This is a genomic window from Cohnella cholangitidis (assembly GCF_014107495.1).
Classification (GTDB): Bacteria; Bacillota; Bacilli; order Paenibacillales; family Paenibacillaceae; genus Cohnella; species Cohnella cholangitidis.
Genome location: NZ_CP041969.1, coordinates 3265230 through 3283817, shown reverse-complemented (window position 1 = coordinate 3283817; position 18588 = coordinate 3265230). Strand labels below are relative to the sequence as shown.

Below are 18588 nucleotides of genomic sequence, written 5' to 3'. Positions count from 1 at the left end.
ATAATACTGTTTCAGCTAGTCGTCCCCCTTTCATTCGTATTTTTCCGAGTAAGCTTGCGCCAAAATCGCTTCTTCGGAGTAGCCCGCTTTGATTTGCTCGATAACCGAGTCTGCACTCTTCCCCGCTTTGTTGGCGATGACAAATGCTTGAGCCACCTGATCTTCGGTCAATTTTCCGGGAGCGGTATATTTATTCATCTGTTCGGCGGTAATTTGCACACGGGGAAGCTTGTCCGCACTGTAGAGTATGCCGAGATCGGCATTCGCTGCTTTCCAACTAATAGACTTGAGTCTAATGCTGATAATCTCCTCGAATGGCTTGCCGATAGCAAAAGAGACTCTGTCCGCAATCATGATATCGTCCGAGTTTAAGTTAGGGGTTTGCATCAACTCTTCGAGATATGACGAATCGAAAGCTCTAGGAGCAAACACGGGATGAGCATTGGCGTATTCGGAAAAAATTGCACTCCATTTTTTCCCGGATTCCTTATTAGCTACCATCGGTTCAAGATCGCTTAACTGGCCGTAGCTCTGATATAAGAATAAATAGGCGACTAGTAGATCCGGCAGCTTGTGGTCCGCTGCTAATAATCTATCTATCTCTTGCTTGAATTTGTCGTGAACGTTCAACTCGGTTAATAGATTTTTATAATTGGTCACATTTTTTTCGTAGTTGTCCGGGTCGGACTGCTTGATTTTGTCTAAAACCTGCTGTGAGATGGCAATGGAGTTTGCGTTGATTACATCTAGCGCGGACGAATCAAGGGGTGATGGCGTTACGGTCGAACTTTTATCGGAAGTCGAGCTCACTACCTTTGCTAACGCAGCATAGCTAGCCGGCAATGTCATGGCGGCTATGATACAGATCAGCAATAATTTCGGAATTTTTCTCATATGACAAGCCTCCTACTGCCTATTGGGATCAATCGACTGAATTTCTTTCATTACAGCGTCGGTCGGATTCTCGGGATTTACATCTTTTGCATTCGGATTCGGCACATCCGGTAGCGGGTTATTAACTTGAGATTCGTCAGGCAATGCTGCTCTATCCTCACTTGTAGTGAAGTCATTCTGGCTCAATGCATTGCCCTGTTGAATGGTTTCCAGCATTCGATTCTCGATTTTGTCGATCGTGATTATAGAATCCGGGTTGATGCCGATATTTTTATCTTCTTTATCCTGATAATATTTTTCCTTATCCGTGAAATATCCCTCAAAATTCAAGCCGATTTGCAGCGCAAAAAGGTATTCGTTCATGACGTTGTCGATGCTTCCGAATTCCTTTTTTAACACGACCATGGCATATACGGCGGTTTTCAAATCGAATTGATCGCTAATCTTGATGTATACGGACAAATCCTTACTGTCTTGATTTTCGTCCTTCAAGTCCACTACAGGTTGCTCCGGCCGATTGTCAACGGATCGAACGATTTCCTGCAGTTGAAATAGGATTCTTTCCGCTAGCAGTTTGGCATCCGTTATTTCGGCTTGAGCATAGCCTGCATCCGTTAGATTCTTAATGAACTCCTTATCTAAACCGCTATCGGCAAGAAGCTGGCTTCTCTCGGCTTTTGTGGTTCCATTCAAACCGTCATCCCGTTTGGAGAGCAAGGTGATAATATCGTTCCACGACTTACCAGTACTCCTCCATTGCAAAATGTCATCTTTGCTTGCCCCGGAAAGGTTCGATAATTCCACCGCGATGCGATTCTCATCATCAGCGTTTTCTGCAGATGCGGTTATATTTGACTCGCTTTTCGGATTGAAGCCAATTCCCATCGTCAGTTGCAGCACTAAAACTGCACCGAGGCAAATGGCTATCCATTTGTACATTCTCTTATATCCGGTTTTCATATTTTCACCTCAAAGCTCTTATTCTGCTCTAAAATTAATAAAAGACTGTCCGTCGATCTTGGACTTAAACACTATCGACGTTATTTCCCCGGACCATACCGTACCCGGCGCAACGCTTTGATTTACCTGGAATTCGATAATCCCTGGCGTATTCGTGACCGACAAATGGGTGCCGGGAATCGTGCCGGTACTCAGAGCATCCTTCTCCGGCGTGAAGCTGCATAAGTCAATCACTTCCAACTCATCCGGGTTGTACGTCACCGTAAACTTTCGCTCACTGAAATCCTTTACGTCGAACGCCAGCAAGGAGAAATTAAATGTTTGCCCTTGTACGACCTGAACCGAATAGTCGGGATTAGTGGTGCTTTTTACAAGAACGGGACTCCATGCTGTTACACCGGCGATGTTCTTCGCTCTCACCCGATAAGAGTGTGTGGTTCCCGGCGTCAAGCCTTCATCCAAATAGGTCAAATTGTTGCCGCCGTCCACCGTTTTCCCGTCGATTTCGATATCGTATCCGGTCGCGCCCTCGACCCGTCCCCATTTCAGCTCGATGCTGTTGTGTGTGGCGCTTCCCTCCAATCGGTCTGGAGCGTCTGGCGGATTCGGCAGTGTAGATAGAGAGAGCACGGCCACCCAAACACCCGAGGTCCCGCTCTGCTTCAACCTGATTTTATAGTGGTGTAATTCGTTCGGCGGAAGACCGGTTTGCTGAAATAATGTGCTGTTTCCGTTGTCCATAACGACGCCGTCCACCTCGATCTCGTACTCCGCGTCGGGCGCGACCGTATCCCAAGATAAGGTAATGGAAGAGTTGGTCACCACCGCTGCGATATTCGTGAGATAATCGTTCGCATCGCTCTGGCTCGGAAGCGTCTTCATCGCAACGGGACTGCTCCATTCGCTCCTGCCGCTGATATTGACCGCGCGAATCCGATACTTGTGCCTGCTCTCGGGTGATAACCCTGTATGTGTAAACTGAGCACCTGTCGAATTAATGATCGTTGTATCGTTGATTTCGATGTCGTAGCTTTCGGCATTCGGCACCTCGTACCAGATCAAAGTGATTGCCGCTTCATCTGCGGTCATCATGATATTCGTAGGAATATCCGGCTTCTCTGGATGCGTGGTCACATCCAGCGGCGGGCTCCATGGGCCTTTCCCTCCTGCATTCACAGCTCTGACCCGATACGTATGCCCGCTTAGCGGATCCAAACCGTCATGTGTGTATGTCGTTTTGGTCCCGTTATTGAGAATTGCCCCGTCCCTCTCGATTTCGTAGCGGTCGGCGCCATCTACAGGGTCCCAATTCACCGTAATCTGATGAATAGCCGGCTGGGCGGCAAGTTGTCCGGGTGCCATCGGCGGATACGGTAGGGAGATTTGCGTAACGGCGCTACTCCATTCGCTAGTGCCCCCGGCATTCTTTGCTCTGACTCGATAGATGTGCTTGGTTAAAGGCTGCAATCCCTTATCCACATAGGATAGTTGGTTGCCATTATCGATCACCCTTCCGTCCGCTTCGATATCGTATCCGTCCGCGCCTGTAGAAGCATCCCAAGTGACCGTAACATCCGTTTGCGTCGCTTTCGTCTGTATATTGACCGGAATCGGCGGCGGATTGGGCAGGGTATATGCTGTAACCTGCGAACTCCAGTTCCCCGTTCCTCCCGCATTGATGACCCGCACTCGATACTTATGCGGAGTATTGGGTGCCAGATTGTTATGTACATATGTCGCGGAAACCCCGTTGTGGGCGATAGAGCCGTCCACCTCCACGTCATAGCCGGTCGCTCCGCTGATCACAGGCCATGACAGCGTGATAGAGCGTTGCTCGGCTTTTGGTGTAATCGTGGCAGGAGGAGCGGCAAGTGTCGTTCCCGTTATGGCATCGCTTGATACGGATTCGACTCCCGCTTCGTTCCTCGCTTTTATTGTCAAAGCGTATGAATTATTTGCTGTAAGTCCGGTTACGGTTATCTTTTTATTGACCGGAGCAAACCAGACGGGATTGGTGGTTAATGCCCCAGTCGCATTAACGTAACGGCTTCCCGCCTGAATGACGTATTTAGTTCCAGCCGGATTGCTGTCGGTTATGGATAAATCCAGGCCGGTTTCCATGGAACGGGTTACGGACAACGTTGGGCTCTGTGCAGTTGTATAGATCTGCTGTTCGCGTGAAGAAACAAGACCGACCTTGTCCCTCGCCTCGAATTTCACATGATATGCCGTATTAGGCATCAAGTTTGCAGCTGTGTAAGACGTTTGGCTTGTCCAACCGCTTGTTACTGGTCCGACGGTATAGCGGTACGGGGACGCTTCTAGACCTGAACCGCCATCGCTCGCGGAACCAGACACTGAAACGGAGCCATTGGTAGACGAGACACTTACTGAACCTAATAAAGGCACGGTTTTATCCACATGTACATTAACTGATTTTTGACCCGTCTCTTGCCCGTTGCTCGCGGTAAATCTGAACGTATGATTTCCTTCCGCCAACGTTCCGATATTCATCGCGCTGAAGCTTACCGTTTGCGCCGTTTGCGGATTAGAGACGGACTTCGTTTCTCTAGGCGATGTTTCATTATCCAGATAATAGGCTGCCGTCAATGGAGATGCATTGGGTCCAGATACCTTGATGATCGGAATAAAAGAGTTGTCATTCGGACCGAAAAACTGATTTTCGACGGGTGCGACCACTTCCGAGACTTTCGGTATCGGTGTATAGGTTATGGTTAGTATCGGAAAATAAAAATATCGCAAAGCCTCGGTTCCGTTTTCCGGTATTCTTGGGGCAAACGCAATCCCATAATTAGGGTTTCCTGCAAGCACATGATTCACATACTTTTCCATCCCCGTAAACACAGCGGGTGTATTATATCCAGGAGTGTTAACGGAACTAATTAATTGACCTTGACCCGGTATTTGGGAAGGATTGTTTGATGACCAGGGTGATGAGGTGATATAGCTGTCTATGATTATTGTATTGTTATCCCCACGGGTTGAGTTCTGACGGTACAATGTTAAGTCAGCGCTCTGAACAACTCCGTCAATAGAAGACAAATCGAAATTCATATAACCGATAAAAGCGTATGTCCACGCTTTTCCACCAACATAAATTCCAGAAGAAGAGAAAGTGAGGTCACTAGAACCACCGTAAGAATAAGCTGTTCGATAAGCCATTACCGATGCGGATAATGTTGCCACAGTGGGATCCACTTCGATCGGATAAATTAATCCCGAGTCATCTACAGTGATATCGATGTACTGTTTGTTTCCTTGCTTTCGCAAAACCTGATCAACAGGCCTGGTCGTTCCATTAGCATCTATCAGCGAAGCCGGTAAAATAAATAGTTGATCGGTGCTCAATCCCGATTTGAATTGACCTTCTACTTCAAATGAAAAGGCTAATGGCGCGTTTTTATCCTTAAGGATAAATGTTTCTTTCACTCCCTCTCCAAACACCCTTAACGTCACATCCGTCGATTCCCAAACATCCGCATACGTCAATGTCTGTTTATCCGTCAATTTCGCCTTTGCCTTGTTAGACGCTCCTATTGGCTTGAACGAAAGTTGGTCCTGCCCTTTCTGAATGCGGTAGCCTTGCTGAAAATTCTTAGGCAGTGAAATATCGAATGGAACCTGCAGAGCTTTGTATGATGTATCGCCATGGTCAAGCTTTTTTTGCCGCTTTAGTTCCTTGTTCTTTTTACTAATTTGATTGACTTCATCAACTACTTCATGTGACATCGGCTCGTCCATATCTTGAATATCCGCTTCGTCGATTAAAGCAGGAGTGATATCCTGCCAATCTCCATTCTGATCTTCATAATGTTGCGGCTCTAATGTAATAACCGTCTGCTTCGAGCCGTTCTCCATCAGATAATGCTTCGTGTTGGCTGTGCGCTTTTCCACCAGTTCCTTTCTGCTTGTCATATCATCAAGCTTGGTCGATTCGGCGGCTATTGCCGCTGGCATATCTGTGGGTTGTTCGGATGCGTAACTTGATTTATGGGGTAATGAGAGAATAAGAAATAAGGATATAAACAATACTGGCAGCGCCTTATGGTACGACAATTAAAATCCCCTCCTAGTGGTAAACCGCTTCGAACCTCTCTATTCGACGTAGTATGTGATTTTTGAAGATTTATCGGACTTCGCCGTAAAACGAATGATATTGGCGGTAGTCTTCACGGCGTTCGAGATCCGGAAGACGATTTTCCCGTTCGCGATTTCGCTAACGCTCATATTCGTGCCTCTGATCGGCCCAACCGCCAATTCGATCTCGGGCGTAGCCACGCTCAAATCCAGAATTTCAAGCTCGTCCGGATTATAGGTCACCGTAATGGTGCGTTCCTTCAGCTCCGGTATACTTGGAGCTACGATAACGAAGTTAAACGTGGAACCTTGCCCAACGTCAACCGTCAACTCGGGAATGGTACGGGGTTTGATTTTGTTCGACCATGGGCTTGTACCGCCCGCATTCGATGCTCTAACCCGGTAGACGTGCATCGTATTCGGAACGAGATCCCGATGAATAAAGCTTGTCCCGGCTATCCCCTTGATGATCCGCCCATCGACTTCGAGATCGTAACTAAGGCTTCCCGGTGATGCGTCCCATTGCAGCTCTATATAATGCGTATTTGCAACCGCTCTAAAGCGCGTAGGCGTAACAGGAGACGTCGCTTGAGTGCTAAGCTTGCTCCAAGTGCTCCATTCGCCGACATCATGGCCACTCTTGGCGCGCACCCGGTACGTATGGACAGTGTTGGGCAGCAAATTGCGATGGATGTAGTTCGTTGCTGTACCCACGTCCACGATGACCGTGTCAGCCTGGATTTCATATCCGGTCGCACCCGGAACAGCCTCCCACTCCACAACGATTTCCGAACTGGTCGCATACAGTCCTGTTATTACCGGCGTGCCTAACTGCGTAACCTTCGTCAACACGGCGCTCCAAGGGCTCGGGATGGAGCCGCTCTTCGCCCTGACCCGATAAACATGCCAAGAAGAGGGAAGTAGTCCGTCATGCAAATATGTTGTAACGTTTCCGACATCGATGACCTCGCCGTCTACCATAAGCTCATAGGTCGTCGCACCCGGTACGGTCGTCCAAGAGAGGGTAATCGAAGTCTTCGATAGGACTAGGGCAGTCAACAACGGTACATCCAACCCGGTCATTTCGGTCAGGAGCTCGCTCCATGGCCCAGCCCCCGCTTTGCTGATCGCCCGTACCCGGTAAGTATGTTCCGTGAACGGCTTCAACCCGACATGAACGTAAGTCGTGCTTAGGCCGTTCGGAATAACCTTGCCGTCTGCTTCAACCTCATAGCCTATCGAACCGACCACCGGATCCCAAGAGATCGTAATCTCGTTGCTAGTTGATACTGCATGCAAGTTTAATGGCACGCCGGACAATGTCGTATACGTAATCGCCTCGCTCCAATTGCCGACGACAGAGTTGTGTCTCGCTCGGACTCTGTACGTATGTTCCGTGTTTGCTTCCAGTCCCGAATGATTGTATTTCGTACTTGTTCCAACGTCGACCGCTACTCCGTCAACCTCAAGATCATAGGAGGTAGCGCCCGTCACTTCATCCCATTCGAGATTAATATGATCGCCGGCAACGGTCGTCGCGCGCAGATGGCGCGGAACGGATGGAAGCGTAACCGCTTGGACTGCCTCGCTCCACCCGCTCGATCCTTCGCTATTATTGGAGCGAACGCGGTAAGTATGAATCGTGTTCGGCTGCAAATTCGCATGGAAATACTGCGTGACCGCAAGGCCTCCTACGATTGTGCCGTCTACTTCAACGTCGTAGCTATCCGCTCCGGAAACCGCATCCCAACTTAATGCGATGGAAGTATCCGTCGCTACGGTATACAATGCGCCTGTCGCCCCGGGCACAGTCGCCTTGGCCACGATGGCGCTCCACTTCCCGGGACCGCTGGCATTATGCGCCCGAATCCTGAATGTGCGCTGTATGTTCGGATTCAGATTTAGTTCTGTATATGTCGTAACGATGCCGTTATCTATAATTGTGTTATAGGTTTCAATATCATATCCGGCAGCCCCTACCACTTCATCCCATGTCAATGTTACGGAATTGCTTGTTGACTGAAGCCGTATATTGGCAGGCACATCCGGTAACGTCCACACCTCTTGCTGCACCGACCAAACGCCCTTAATATCGCCGTAGATCGCTCTGGCTCTATACTTATGCAGAGTGCCCGGTTCCAGCGAAGCGTGGGTAAAGGCGGATTCATTGCCGAACGAGTGTATAACCCCGTCTACTTCTAACTCGTAACCGTTCGCATTGAAGGCTGGCGTCCATGCGACATTCACGACGTTCTCCGTCGCGGTCGCCGAAAGAATCGGCGTCGCGAACGGCGACAATTGGCTTTGCGGCACGATCTCCTTAGCGCCGGACTCGCTAGCCCATTTCAAAGTGGCTTGAGGCTGCCCCCCGCGATTGGCATATTCGAGACGGATGTCATAATCGATTCCGGCTTCGAGAGCAAGCGAACCGGAATACTTGCCATTCCCTGTTTCCTCCCATTTGTCGATAAGAAGTACGCCGTTCACCCACAGCCTCACCCCGCCGCGAACGTCCATTTCGAACTCGTACATCTCGCTGAAATAAGGCGTAATTTGCCCCGTCCATCTCACCGACATATTGCCGTCGTTAAGACCGGCCTTGGCAATCGGCAGTTTGTTGCTCACGTTTACGTTCTCGTCCACCACGGTGGACAGATCGCCAGTCAAATTCGCTTCGGTATAATACTCCGCGAGCAATCCGTTGATCCTGTAATGTAATTTCGTTTGGCCGCTCGCGCCAATGCCTGTAGCGATAATCGGTTTCTGATTCGCCGTGATGCTGCCCCCGATCGCGACGACGCCTCCGGATTGAATACTCAAATGATTATTAACGTGAATATCGTCGCGAATAAATACATCGCCAGTGCTAACGCTGATGTTCGCCGTTTGGTTATTCGACACCAATCTGCCGACGAGCATTTCTTGCGCAATGGTCATAACTACCTTGGTGTTAATATGCATACTGTCGGCAACAAGAAGCCGGTCGGCCTGCACATTCAATAGACCATTGTTATAGATCAGGCTCCCCGCTGCAATATCGCCTGCCGCACGCACGGCGGAATCGTTATTCAAATGAATCGTACCGCCGACCCACACATCCCCTTTTCCGGCGACTGCCGAATGATCCGGCGCATTCACGTTCAGCGTCAGATTCGTATTCGCGTTCAAATTCCCCTTAACCGCCAGTGTCCCATATACGGTAAGCGTTAAATTCCGGTTCGTATTCAAACCGTCCAAGATAAGAAATACCGGCTTGGACGGCGAACCGAACGTCGCGGAAGCATCCAAATTCAGATGCCCCGTCTTCATAACGACGTATTCGTTCGGACTGCCTAGAATCGCCGATTCCAGATCGCTCCCATTGCAGCCCCCACAGGATTCGGCCTGTTGCTCCATCGTAGCGATGCGTTGTTCCATTACCGATATTTGTTCGTTCATATACTTATCGATAGCCTGACCCAGTTCTTTCACCCTGACGGACGGAATGGCATTGTGTTCATTGCTCTGCGATCCGGACAAAATAATCTTGTCTCCGGGCACCATGTTTTGCTCCGCAGGCAACCCGATATAAGGCAAGGACGTCGGACGGTTAGCCGGAACGACCTTCGTTATCGCTATCGTATGGATAAAAGCCGAAGAGCTAACCGGATCCCCTTTCAGGGTTAATCTTCCGTCGTTCAATTGAATGCGCTTCTTCACCTTGTCGTGTCCGCCTGCCGGAAGCTCGAAGTGATCCCAGAACACGACATTCTCAACCTGAAGCGTGTTGATGCTGCCGTATACGGCATGGCCTACGCTGATTTCGACCTCGTAACTGCCGGCTGGCAGCGCAATTTCCCATTGCCCCCCCGCCTGCATATGAATAGCCGAATCCAACAACGAAGAACCATAGACGGCCTCGTTGACCGAATAGGGAGTATGATCGAAGTTCCACCCGTACTTATACCCGTTTCGTTCTCCGTAAGTCTCGCCGTAATCCGGCATGTGCGCATCCGCTGCAGGGGCTAATAGCGACCTGAACTGAATGCTGATATCCGGCGATGCGGACGATGCCTGAGCCGGAGTGCTCCATAATGCCGGAAAAATGATTTGCGCAAGCAAGACGAAACATAAAACGTTAGACATCCTTGATACGACTTTATTATTCATGTCACATTTCTCCCTTTAATAGATAAAATAGGATGTTCAAATAAAAAAAAAGACCATGAGAGCGGGCAACCCGGCTGCCATAGCATTCGGTCTTTCGACCGATGCCTAAGGTCCGTGGCTTTGCGTCCCTGTCTTTCGAGCAGGTTTGCCTTTTCAGTTCAAATGGCCATAATTAAGGTTTCTTTATGTACACACAATAGGAATATTTACCCTCCCCTTATTTCGACATTTTACACGTTTTTCCTTTTTTATTCTGCTATTTTTTTCATATTTTGAGACTATAGATATAGATTGTGTGAAAATTTTAGAATGCTGTAAAAATTGTCATCATTTTCACTAGTTCGATAGGAGCGACAATAGATGGAGGATTTGGAAATTTCGTTTGCGGGTATAGAATAACGGATGGCATACTGACGAGAGGAGGCAGGAGGTTTGGCTTGACGCGTATTGAGAACAAACAAGAGCCCTCGAAATCGAGGGCTCTTGCCTTTGCTATCCTTCGTCTTCCGCTTACGTACCGAATTGAGCGTGGTGCAGGCGGCTATAGACGCCCCCTGCCGCGACCAGTTCCTGATGCCGTCCTTGCTCGGTTATGCCCTTCTCGGTTACGACGACAATACGATCGGCATTCTTGATCGTAGCCAATCGATGCGCGATCACTAAAGTTGTACGCCCTTGCGAGAGCTCGGCGAGCGATTGTTGAATAATCGCCTCCGTCTCCGTATCCAGCGCCGATGTCGCTTCGTCAAGAATAAGAATCGGAGGATTCTTGAGGAACATCCGGGCAATCGACAGCCGCTGTTTCTGTCCGCCCGACAGCTTCACGCCCCTTTCCCCGATCACCGTTTCCATACCTTCCGGCTGCGATCGGATCAACTCGTCGAGTCTCGCCCTTCTCGCCGCCTCCCAAATTTCTTCATCCGTCGCATTCAGCTTGCCGTACATAATGTTCTCCCGAATCGTTCCGGAGAACAGGAACACGTCTTGCTGAACGATGCCGATCTGATGCCGCAACGAGCTCAGCTTGACTTCGCGAATGTCGACTCCATCGATCTTGATTGCCCCCGATTCCACCTCGTAGAATCGCGGCAACAAGCTGCACAACGTCGTTTTCCCCGCTCCCGAAGGACCGACGAAAGCGATCGTCTCTCCTTTGCGGACAGTCAGGTCAATGTTCCGAAGCACGTGTCTGTCGTTCTCGTAGCCGAAGGTAACCCCTTCGAAGCGGATTTCCCGCTTAAGCTCGGCTAGATCGACCGCGTTCGGCGCGTCCGCGACATCCGGCTCCGTCTCCAACAACTCGACATATCGCTTGAAACCGGCAAAGCCCTGCGGATAACTCTCGATAATCGCATTGATTTTCTCGATCGGACGGAAGAATACGTTGGTCAGCAGCAGAAAACCGATAAACTCTCCGTAGGACAATTCGCCGCGAATAACGAACCACGTACCGCACACCATCACGAACAAAGTAACGAATCGCATCATCATATAGCTAATGGAGCCGTTCTTGGCTATCAACTTATATGAGAACAACTTCGTCGCGCGGAACCTGCTATTGTTCACGTGAAACTGAGCCTTCTCATGTTCCTCGTTGGAGAAAGCCTGCACGACGCGGATTCCCCCTACGTTGTCTTCCACCCGAGCATTGAAATCCCCGATATCAGTGAATAACTGCTCCACCGCTTTAGTCATTTTGCCGTTAAAGTAAACGACCAGCCATATAATCGCCGGAACGACGACAAAGGTGAGAACCGCCAGCTTCCAGTTGATCGCCAGCATCAGCGCGAACGACCCCGTCAGCGTCATGACCGCTATGAACAGATCCTCGGGACCATGATGGGCCATCTCGCCGATTTGCATCATATCGTTCGTGAGTCTCGACATGAGGTGTCCGGTTTTCGTATTGTCGAAAAATCGAAACGACAGCTTCTGAATATGATCGAACAGCTTCTTGCGCATGTCCGTCTCGATATTGATGCCGAGCATGTGCCCCCAATAGTTGACGATATAGTGCATAAACGTATTCAGAACATATAAAGCCAACAACCCGACGGACGCCCATACGATCAACGACCACTTGCCGCCCGGCAGCAGGTCGTCGACGAATTGGTTAACGACCAACGGAAAAGCAAGCTCCATAAGACCGGCCAGGACGGCGCAGCCGAAATCGAGCAGGAACAGTTGCTTGTAAGGCAGATAATAAGAAAAAAACCTGCGAATCATTTTCCGTCCCACTCCTTAAGATTTTGTTTTGACAAGCAAGTACAAGAAATAAGGGGCACCGATAACCGCGACTACGATCCCCGTCGGCACCTCGGAGGGCTGCAAAATCCAGCGTCCGATCGTGTCCGCCGTAATCACCAATAACGATCCGGCTAGCGCGGAGGCAGGAAGAAGAATCTGATGCTTCGATCCGACTAGACGACGCGCCAGATGGGGCGCGATCAGCCCTACGAAGCCGATTCCTCCGCTCACGGCGACGCATGATCCGGCTAAACCTACGGCCGCGGCGAGCAGCACTAATCTTTCTTTCTCCACGGGGGCGCCGAGACCGGTCGCGATCTGGTCGCCCAAATTCAGCGCGTTCATTACGCGAGCTTTGTAGAACACGAAAGGCAGCAGCACTATGATCCATGGCAGCAACGCCAATACGAACTTCCAGTTGGTCCCCCAGATGCTGCCCGCCATCCAAGTGGCGACGGTCTGGTATTTCTCCGGGCTCAATCGGAGCGTCAGCACGATCGTCGCCGCGCTGATTCCTGCAGCCACCGCTATTCCGGTCAGGATTAATCGGATAGGCAACAATCCTTGATGCCGCTTATACGCCAGCGTATAGATGAGCGCTGCCGTTAATCCCGCGCCGACGAGTGCCAGCAGCGGCAACAGATATACAGGGGCTGCGGTTGTCGACGGGTAGAACGAAATAAAGAGCATCACGGTCAGTCCGGCTCCCGCGTTAATTCCCAGAATGCCGGGGTCGGCAAGCGAATTGCGCGAGATCCCCTGCAACACGCACCCGGATACGGCAAGCCCCGCGCCTATGAGGACCGAGATCACAATGCGCGGCAACCGGAAATCGAACAGAATAAGGGATTGCTTCTGCGTTCCCATGCCGAACAGCGTCTTCATGAGGTCCAGCGGGCTAAGCTTGATGTAGCCGGTGTTCATGCTGATGACAAAGGCAATTAGAATCAATACTCCGAATACAACCAACACCGTGACATTCCGTTTTCTTTTGCGGCTTTCGGCGGCAAGCGACGATAGAGCTTCCATGATTAGAGCTCCCTCCTTTCCTTACGCGCCAAATACAAGAACAGCGGTACGCCGATGAGCGCAATCAGCGCTCCGACCGGCGTCTCGTACGGCGGATTGATCATTCTGGCCGCCAAGTCGGCAAGCACGACTAACAAGCTGCCCAGCACCGCCGCGCAGGGAATGATCCAGCGATAATCGACGCCGACCAAGTATCGGGTCAAATGAGGAATAATGAGTCCGACGAATCCGACCGCGCCGACAATGGAAACGGCGGCTCCCGCCAGAACCAACGTGATGAGGGTTCCCGCCAGTTTCACGAATGCCGTACGTTGCCCTAATCCTCTCGCCACGTCGTCGCCTAGGCTAAGCAAAGTAATGGAACGGGATATCGCAATGGCCCCGGCGATCGCTGCCGCAATCCAAGGAAACATGATTTTAAGCTGGTACCATTTCGTGCCCGCTACCCCTCCCGCATACCAGAACGCCAAGTCTTGACCGATTTCGAAATACAGCGCGACCCCTTCGCTAAGTGCAGACAGCATCGCGCTTAGCGCCGCCCCTGCCAGCACCAGCCGTACCGGGGTCAATCCGCCTTTGGCCAACGAACCGACCCCGTACACGAGTCCCGCGCCAACGCCTGCGCCTACGAAGGAATACATAATGAGGTACATGAAGGGTAGACCCGGAAAAAAAGCAAAACAGAGAGCAAGCACGAACCCGGCTCCGGCATTGATCCCCAGCAAGCCGGAATCGGCTAACGGGTTGCGCGTCATTCCTTGCATGATCGCCCCGGACACGGCGAAGCAAGCCCCGACCATAGCTCCGCCAAGCACGCGCGGCAGCCTGAGCTCTTGAATGATCTGATGATTCGTAATTTCGGGGTTGAACTGGAATACCGCTTCCCATACGGTATACAGCTTAATGTCCTTGGCCCCGAACGATATGGAGAGAGCAATTCCGAACAGCAGAGCAAAGAGCCCGCCGATTAAGATTAATGTCGCTGTCCATGGACGGGAATGGAATTTAGCAGCCTTTAAGGCCGTTTCTTCGTTGCCTGTACCTGTCTGACTCATTCGGACCATCCTTGTAAACCATGATGAATTTTATTTCGCCATATGAGATTCATTCTCAATTGCACCCGTAAATTGTAGGTCACTAGTCAATTAAGTGACAATGGACAAACGTGATTGTTTTCTTGTACAAATTCAAATACGGACATTTTGTTTCTCCATTGAGCAACCTTTCGAAACCCTTTATGATGAAATTTATTGATAATGATAATCATTATCTAAATTTTAAGCAATCATGTTGGAGGAAGAAACGATGAGACAGGCAAAGAAAACCACTTATGTATTAAGCGTAATTACCTTAATGTCGATGTTGCTGCTGGCTTGCGGCAACAATTCCGAAAAGCAAGCGACCGCGCCGCAAGCGAGCAACGGCAATACCCAGCAGATCGAAACTCCGCTCCCTTCGCAGCAGTCGGCTGAAAACTCCGAGGAAGCCGCTTCGGCTACGCGCGAATATACGGACTATATGGGACGCGAGGCAGAAATCCCTGTTGCTCCTAAACGCATCGTTTTCTCGGGAGAGACATTCAGCGATTTGTTAGCCCTTGGCGTCGATGCGGTCGGCACGGACAAAGAATGGAACAAGAAATCCGTATACGGCGACCGATTGGCGAGCATCGAAGACGTCGGTTTTCCGATCAATCTTGAGAAAACGTTGAATCTGCAGCCTGACTTGATTCTAATAGCGAACACGGACGAGAAGCTGTACGAGCAGCTTTCAAAAATCGCGCCTACGGTGACCTTCGATACGTTCGCCCCGTTGAATGAGCGTCTGCCGGTATTGGGCGATATCATCGGCAAAAAACAAGAAGCGGAAACGTGGCTTGCAGAGTATAACGCCAAAGCGGAAGCTATGTGGCAAACGCTGCAAGCCGCAGGAATGAAACCGGGCGAGACGGCTTCCGTCTTCACGTATTATCCCGGCGACCGATTATTCGTCATGGCGCGCACGGGGCTGTCGCAAGTGCTATACGAGCAGAACGGCTTCAAAGCGACCGCTCCGATTCAGAAAGTATTGGACGCCAACACCGGATTCGAGCAAATTTCCTTGGAGGCGCTGCCGGACTATGCGGGAGATCGAATCTTCATCCTGACTCCGGATTCGGAAGAGGCGCAGAAATCAACCGAGGAAATGTTCAAAAGCAACATCTGGCTCGGCTTGCCCGCGGTCAAAAATAACCAAGTCTATACGATAGATATCATTAAATCCGGCAGCGACGCCATCACTAGGGAATGGTTGTTGCAGGAATTGCCGAAAATGCTCTCCAAATAATAGAGCTCTTTAATGGCTAAACACTTAGGAAGCTTTTCAAGCAATCGTTGAAAAGCTTCTTTTGATTGAATATAATGGAGTTAATTGATAATCATTCTCAATTGAGGGAAGGGATACTTGCAGATGGTTCTCCAGACGTCATCTTTCGCTCCGCTTCGTTCCTTGCTTTTTCATATGATGGGCATAGAGCTGAACGTCCGTCCCGTCGGATGGAGCTCCGAACGGCTAACGGCCGAACTTCACACGCTCCTGATTATTACGACCGGAACGGGCAGCTTGAGTCTGAACGACAGCTCCGTCCGATATACCGCGGATAAATGTTTTTTGTTGTCCCCGGGCACATCGTATCGTATCGACAACGAATACGACAACGCCGTCAGCTTCTACCGGATTACGTTTGCCGCGATAAGAATTGGCGACTCCCGTCACGAAACGTATACCGGCAACATCCTGACCGACCGCCATGAACTATCGGCTTATCCGTTCACCCGGTTCGTCCGGCTGGCGGAGGAGCTATATGAAGGAAGCCGCAATAGTTACGAGATCGAATCCTTCAAACAGCGCATCCGGTTTCAGGAGCTGCTCGGCTTTCTGGTCGAACAAAACCTTCGTTCCGATCGCCAATTCAACTCTACGCGATCGGTCGAAGGCACCATCCAATACATGCGGAGCAATTACACGCATAATATCACCGTCAAGAAGCTTGCCCAATTAGCCAATGTACCCTATTGGCAGTACACTCCGATCTTTCAGGAATTAACCGGCAAGAAACCGCTCGACTACTTAACCGAGCTGCGTATAAACCGTTCCAAGGAATTGCTGCTTCATTCGAATGCCCCCTTGCGGGAGATCGCCCGCCGGGTCGGCTTCGCCGACGAATACTATTTCAACCGCCGCTTTCGCCAGACGACGGGCATGACGCCCAAACAATATTCTCGCTATATCTGCAATACGACTCGGGTAAGGGATTGGACAGGCCACGAGGTGGAGATCCCCGCTCAGCCTCAAAGGATCATTTATTACGGGGAAACATTCGGAGACTTGCTTGCGCTTGGCATTGAAGCGGTGGGCAATTCCATCCATCCGGAGCAATTGGAGTCGCTGAAGCCCGATTTGATTATTCTGGCGAGCTCCGACGAGAAGCAATACAACAAAATTTCGAAGGTCGCCCCTACCGTGACGTTCAACTCCTTCGCGCCGCTCGACAATCGCTTGCATACGCTCGGCAATTGGCTCGGCAAAAAACGGGAAGCCGAACAATGGCTGAAGACGTACAATGCCAAAGCGGACATCCTATGGAAGCAGCTTCGAACGACGATTAAACCCGGCGAGACGGCATCCGTATTCATCTATGATCACGGCAGACGCCTATTCGTCATGGGGGCGTCCGGACTCTCTTCCGTGCTCTATCATCCTTCCGGCTTTCAGCCGGTAGATAAGATCCGAGAGGTGTTGGATGCCGGCAAAGGGTTTGAGGAAATCTCCGCGGCAGGATTGCCAGCTTATGCGGGGGACCGAATCTTTATGCTCATACCGGAGAAGGACGAATCGAGAAAAGCCATGGAGGAAATGATGAGCAGCGCTCTCTGGCGCAGTCTCCCCGCCGTCCGCAACGGACGCATTCACGTCGTGGAAGCCGAGAAATGGAACTACGGCGATGCCATGACCCGGGAGAGGCTGCTCGATGCCTTGCCCCCTATTCTTCGTTCACGCCAAGCTCCCGGTTCTTCTCTTTGAACCGATCGTTGTGCGAAGAGACGTAAGCCGCCCGCGGCGCTTCCGGGTCCATGTACAATTTCGCGCTGTTAACCGCTAACACGGCATCCGAGAACGCTCCGGCAATCAAGTTGACTTTACTTGAATAGTCCGCGAAGTCGCCGGCGGCGAATATGCCCGGAAGGTTCGTCTCCAGCTTGCCGCTGGCGAACACGTTCCATTCGTTCATATTCAGTCCCCAGTCTTTGATCCCGGTAAAATCGGACTGCAAGCCGTGGTTAACGACAATGGCGTCGACTTCCAACTGCTCGGTCTCGCCAGTATCCACATTGCTGACCGTAACTTTATCGATTGCCTCGCCGTCCCCGCTATACAACTGTGTAAGAGCGTAAGGCGTCCGCACATCAACGGAAGACGACTTCATTCGATCAATGTTCTTCTCGTGGCCGCCGAATTGATTGCGGCGATGCACGACCGTTACGCTGCCCGCTATCGGCTCCAGCTCGTTGGCCCAATCCACCGCCGAATTACCGCCGCCGGATATCAATACCCGCTTGCCGCGGAACGGCTCCAACTCCTGTACGGTATAGTGCAGGTTCGTGATCTCGTAGCGCTCGGCGCCTTCGATGTCCAGCTTCGCCATCTTCAGAATACCCCGGCCGAGAGCGAGAATGACGGTTCGCGTCCAATGCCTTTCGCCCGATTCGGCCACGAGCACGTAAGTTCCGTCTCCCCGTCGCTCTAACCCGGTGATTTGCTGCCCGAAGACGAGGGTCGGATCGAAGATCGCTGCCTGATGGGCAAGCTGGGCAATGAGCTTCTCGCACGCGATCGGAGCAAACCCTCCTACGTCCCATATCATTTTCTCTGGATAGATGAGCATGCGTCCGCCCAACTCTTCCTTCGCTTCGATCAGTTTCGTCTTCAGGTCGCGCATTCCGCTATAGAAAGAAGCGTACATCCCCGCAGGGCCGCCGCCTATAATCGTTAAGTCATACAATTCCAATGGCTCTGCCACTTCGGACTCCCCCAATGCTATATGATTTCCGTTTGATATTGAGATTCATTCTCAATTACTAATTGTAGCTTGGCGCATTATCTCTCACAATGGACAAAAACAATCGAATTTTTGTACAAATCCAAAATTTAATTCCTAGTTATTTAATCGGA

The 18588-nt window shown here is 50.7% G+C and carries 10 protein-coding genes and 1 riboswitch; of the genes, 2 read left to right on the top strand and 8 right to left on the bottom strand.

Annotated features, from left to right (window positions below):
• Positions 1-30: 30 nt before the first annotated feature.
• The 7 genes from FPL14_RS15510 to FPL14_RS15480 form a co-directional block, all read right to left on the bottom strand.
• Positions 31-894 (bottom strand): hypothetical protein, encoded by an 864-nt coding sequence (locus tag FPL14_RS15510; RefSeq protein WP_182298338.1) that lies wholly within the window; start codon positions 892-894, stop codon positions 31-33.
• A 12-nt stretch (positions 895-906) separates the two neighbouring features.
• Positions 907-1833: a hypothetical protein gene (locus tag FPL14_RS15505; protein WP_182298336.1), complete on the bottom strand. Its 927-nt coding sequence runs from the start codon at positions 1831-1833 to the stop codon at positions 907-909.
• A gap of 39 nt (positions 1834-1872) precedes the next feature.
• Positions 1873-5931, bottom strand: a complete 4059-nt coding sequence (locus FPL14_RS15500) for a fibronectin type III domain-containing protein (protein WP_182298334.1) — start codon at positions 5929-5931, stop codon at positions 1873-1875.
• Between the two features lie 39 nt (positions 5932-5970).
• Positions 5971-10101, bottom strand: coding sequence for a fibronectin type III domain-containing protein (locus FPL14_RS15495; RefSeq protein ID WP_182298332.1), 4131 nt, complete (start codon positions 10099-10101; stop codon positions 5971-5973).
• Between the two features lie 61 nt (positions 10102-10162).
• A riboswitch (cyclic di-GMP riboswitch) is annotated at positions 10163-10261 on the bottom strand.
• Between the two features lie 350 nt (positions 10262-10611).
• Positions 10612-12327, bottom strand: a complete 1716-nt coding sequence (locus tag FPL14_RS15490; protein ID WP_182298330.1) for an ABC transporter ATP-binding protein — start codon at positions 12325-12327, stop codon at positions 10612-10614.
• 15 nt (positions 12328-12342) lie between these two features.
• The gene (locus FPL14_RS15485) at positions 12343-13377 is read right to left on the bottom strand and encodes a FecCD family ABC transporter permease (protein WP_182298328.1); all 1035 of its coding nucleotides are present in this window, start codon (positions 13375-13377) and stop codon (positions 12343-12345) included.
• A gap of 2 nt (positions 13378-13379) precedes the next feature.
• The gene (locus FPL14_RS15480; protein ID WP_182298326.1) at positions 13380-14432 is read right to left on the bottom strand and encodes a FecCD family ABC transporter permease; all 1053 of its coding nucleotides are present in this window, start codon (positions 14430-14432) and stop codon (positions 13380-13382) included.
• Between the two features lie 250 nt (positions 14433-14682).
• On the opposite strand from FPL14_RS15480, the gene FPL14_RS15475 reads away from it, so the two are divergent.
• Positions 14683-15702 carry an ABC transporter substrate-binding protein gene (locus FPL14_RS15475; RefSeq protein ID WP_229263523.1) on the top strand — a complete coding sequence of 340 codons (1020 nt, stop codon included), beginning with the start codon at positions 14683-14685 and terminating at the stop codon, positions 15700-15702.
• A 123-nt stretch (positions 15703-15825) separates the two neighbouring features.
• Positions 15826-17439 (top strand): ABC transporter substrate-binding protein, encoded by a 1614-nt coding sequence (locus tag FPL14_RS15470; RefSeq protein ID WP_182304004.1) that lies wholly within the window; start codon positions 15826-15828, stop codon positions 17437-17439.
• On the opposite strand, the gene FPL14_RS15465 is transcribed toward FPL14_RS15470, so the two are convergent.
• Complete coding sequence (locus FPL14_RS15465) at positions 17399-18436, bottom strand: NAD(P)/FAD-dependent oxidoreductase (protein ID WP_182298323.1); 1038 nt, start codon at positions 18434-18436, stop codon at positions 17399-17401. The two genes, FPL14_RS15470 and FPL14_RS15465, sit on opposite strands and share 41 nt — an antisense overlap.
• Positions 18437-18588: the final 152 nt, after the last annotated feature.

Coding starts and splice junctions, on each gene's coding strand:
- FPL14_RS15480 (WP_182298326.1), bottom strand. CDS start 14,432: ATGAGTCAGACAGGTACAGGCAACGAAGAAACGGCCTTAAAGGCTGCT.
- FPL14_RS15475 (WP_229263523.1), top strand. CDS start 14,683: ATGAGACAGGCAAAGAAAACCACTTATGTATTAAGCGTAATTACCTTA.
- FPL14_RS15470 (WP_182304004.1), top strand. CDS start 15,826: ATGGTTCTCCAGACGTCATCTTTCGCTCCGCTTCGTTCCTTGCTTTTT.
- FPL14_RS15510 (WP_182298338.1), bottom strand. CDS start 894: ATGAGAAAAATTCCGAAATTATTGCTGATCTGTATCATAGCCGCCATG.
- FPL14_RS15495 (WP_182298332.1), bottom strand. CDS start 10,101: ATGAATAATAAAGTCGTATCAAGGATGTCTAACGTTTTATGTTTCGTC.
- FPL14_RS15485 (WP_182298328.1), bottom strand. CDS start 13,377: ATGGAAGCTCTATCGTCGCTTGCCGCCGAAAGCCGCAAAAGAAAACGG.
- FPL14_RS15505 (WP_182298336.1), bottom strand. CDS start 1,833: ATGTACAAATGGATAGCCATTTGCCTCGGTGCAGTTTTAGTGCTGCAA.
- FPL14_RS15490 (WP_182298330.1), bottom strand. CDS start 12,327: ATGATTCGCAGGTTTTTTTCTTATTATCTGCCTTACAAGCAACTGTTC.